The 2,639-nt window shown below is 62.6% G+C and carries 4 protein-coding genes; 2 read left to right on the top strand and 2 right to left on the bottom strand.

Annotated elements, in window-relative coordinates; genetic code table 11:
* Both ABY454_RS12245 and ABY454_RS12240 read left to right on the top strand, forming a co-directional pair.
* Window positions 1-618: ABC transporter permease (locus tag ABY454_RS12245; protein ID WP_372931046.1), on the top strand; the 618-nt coding region annotated here is incomplete at its 5' end.
* Complete coding sequence (locus tag ABY454_RS12240) at window positions 578-1,330, top strand: ABC transporter ATP-binding protein (protein ID WP_372931044.1); 753 nt, start codon at window positions 578-580, stop codon at window positions 1,328-1,330. The genes ABY454_RS12245 and ABY454_RS12240, both read left to right, overlap by 41 nt.
* Before the next feature lie 11 nt (window positions 1,331-1,341).
* Here the strand turns inward: ABY454_RS12240 and ABY454_RS12235 are convergent, their stop codons facing one another.
* Both ABY454_RS12235 and ABY454_RS12230 read right to left on the bottom strand, forming a co-directional pair.
* Complete coding sequence (locus tag ABY454_RS12235) at window positions 1,342-2,160, bottom strand: ABC transporter permease (RefSeq protein ID WP_372931042.1); 819 nt, start codon at window positions 2,158-2,160, stop codon at window positions 1,342-1,344.
* A partial coding sequence (locus tag ABY454_RS12230) for an ATP-binding cassette domain-containing protein (RefSeq protein WP_372931040.1) occupies window positions 2,157-2,639 on the bottom strand: 483 nt, incomplete at its 5' end. The genes ABY454_RS12230 and ABY454_RS12235, both read right to left, overlap by 4 nt.

Genomic DNA, 2,639 nt, shown 5'->3' with positions numbered 1-2,639 from the left:
GTCCACGGCGACTTGCTGTTCGAGCTTGGCATCACGCTGTGGCGCGTGGTGGCTGCGTTCGTGATCGCCATGGTGATCGGCAGCGCCCTCGGGCTCCTCATGGGCCAGATACCGGCCGTCAATCGCGTGCTGGACCCCTGGCTGATCGTCTTCCTCAACCTTCCGGCGCTGGTGATCATCATCCTGGCCTATGTGTGGTTCGGGCTGAACGAAGCGGCGGCCATCGGCGCTGTCGCGCTGAACAAGATTCCCAATGTGATCGTGACCTTACGCGAGGGCGCCAAGGCGCTCGATCCCGGCCTGGACGAGATGGCCCGCGCCTATCACATGTCGCCCTGGAGCAAGTTCCGCAATGTGACGTTGCCCCAGCTGCAGCCCTATTTTGCAACCGCCTCGCGCACGGGGCTGTCCTTGATTTGGAAGATCGTGCTCGTGGTCGAATTGCTCGGCCGGCCGAACGGCGTGGGCTTCGAGCTTCACCTCAACTTCCAACTCTTTAACGTGACCGCCATTCTCGGCTATACGCTAGCCTTCGTGGCGGTCATGCTCGCGATCGAATACCTACTGGTGCAGCCCCTTGAAAGATACTCTACCCGCTGGCGCAACAAGCCAGTTTAGAATCCGCATCGAGGACAAGACGCATATCGGGGCTGACGGCACGAGGCTGACAGCCATCCGCGACTTTTCGCTCGACCTCAGGCCTGAGAGCATGACCGTGCTCATGGGGCCGTCGGGCTGTGGCAAGACCACGCTGCTGAGGATCGTGGCCCATCTCGACGACCACTATAGCGGCGAGATCGAGATCCCCCGGGATGCCCGGCTTGGCTTCATGTTCCAAGAACCGCGGCTGCTGCCGTGGCGAACGGTGCGGCAGAATATTGAACTTGTGGCCGCGCCGGGGTTCTCGCAAGACAATCTCGATCGCTTGGCACATGCGGTTGGCATTGCTGACATGATGCAGCGCTATCCGGGAGAGCTTTCGCTTGGGCTGGCCCGGCGCGTAGGCCTAGCCCGCGCCTTCTCCACACAGCCCGACCTTCTTCTCCTCGACGAGCCGTTTGTGTCACTCGACGAAAAGACGGCCGACCGCCTGCGGTGCCTGCTGTTGGAGGTGTGGTCGGAACGGCCCACGACGGCTCTTCTCGTCACCCACAACGCCCGTGAGGCCATCCAGCTCGCCGATCAGCTTGTCCTGCTCGCGCCGCGCCCCACCCACGTCCTCGCGGTCGAGACCATCGACGTGCCGCAGGACAAACGGACGCCCAAGATCGTCGACGAAATTCACGCCGATTTCCTCAAGCGCCACCCGGCAAATTTCTCAGAAAAGTAGGAAGGCCTCGCCTAGCCAGCGGCCGGAGCGGCGCCGACCTTCCGCTGCTGAATGCCGCGCGAAGGATCGTAGGCCCATACCGACAGCGCCAAGAAGACCACGGTGCAGCCGGCAACCACGGCCAGCGCCTCCCAGTTCATCTTCAGATAGAAGGAGAACCGGATGAGTTCCACCGCCCAGGTGAAGGGGTTATAGAGGCAGAAATAATAGAGGGTGAGGCTGCCCTCCCGCATCTTCCACAACGGGTACAGCGCCGAGGAGGCGAAGAACATCGGGAAGATGACGAAGTTCATGATGCCGGCAAAGTTCTCCAGCTGCTTGATCGTCGAGGACAGCAACATGCCGAGCGCCCCGAACATCATGCCCGTGAGGATCAACGCCGGGAGCGCCACGAGATAGCCCCACAGGGGCAGTTCCACGCCACACAGATAGGCCACGAGCAGGAACGTGTAGACCTGGAACAGCGAAACGAGCACCCCGGCGAACAGCCGCGCCATAAGCAGGAACCAGCGCGGCAAAGGTGTCGTCAGCAGCACGCGCATGGAGCCCATCTCACGGTCATAGACCATGGAAAGCGAGCTCTGCATGCCGTTGAACAGCTGGATCATGGCGAGCAGACCCGGCGTGATATAGACGTCGTAGGTGATGTAGGTCTCGTAAGGCGGGATGATCGAGATCCCGAGTGCCGCCCGGAAGCCCGCCGCGAAGATGATCAGCCAAATCAACGGACGCACCAGCGCCGCGAAGAAACGCTCGCGCTGCTGCAGGAACCGTAAGAGCTCCCGCCAGACAATGCCGCGGAAGGCGCGCGCGTAGTGCAGGAACGTCATGCGGCCACGTCCTCCCCGGCAGTGCTGCCGATCAGCAGCCTGAACGCATCGCCGAGATCCTTGGCTCCGGTATCCGCCACCACGGCCTTGGCCTCGCCTTGCGCCACCACGCGGCCATTGCTCAGCACAACCAGATCGTCGTCCGGCTCGATCTCGTCGAACAGGTGGGTCGCCCACAGCACGCCGATATTGTCGGACCGCGCCAAGTTGTGGATATGCCGCACGATGGCCGCCCGGGTCGGATCGTCGAGACCGATGGTTGGCTCATCCAGGAGAAGGAGCTTGGGGCTGTGCAGCAAGGCCCGTGCGATCTCTACACGGCGCCGATGGCCGCCATTGAGCGAGCGGACCCTCTCCCCGATGCGCTCCTTCATGTCGAGCGCCGTGAGCGCCTTGTCCATCCGCTCGTCGGCCTCCTTGCGCTTCAGCCCGCGTAGCGAGGCGAAATAGCGGAGGTTCTGCTTCACGGTCAGATCAAG

Origin of the sequence: Methyloceanibacter sp. (genome assembly GCF_041573655.1) — a bacterium.
Classification (GTDB): domain Bacteria; phylum Pseudomonadota; class Alphaproteobacteria; order Rhizobiales; family Methyloligellaceae; genus Methyloceanibacter.
Note: the sequence above shows the minus strand (reverse complement) of the source record. Positions and strands in the feature narration are given on the sequence as shown.

What these genes read in the sequence shown, in the direction of transcription:
- ABY454_RS12235 (WP_372931042.1), bottom strand. Translation starts at nt 2,160, where the DNA reads ATGACGTTCCTGCACTACGCGCGCGCCTTCCGCGGCATTGTCTGGCGG.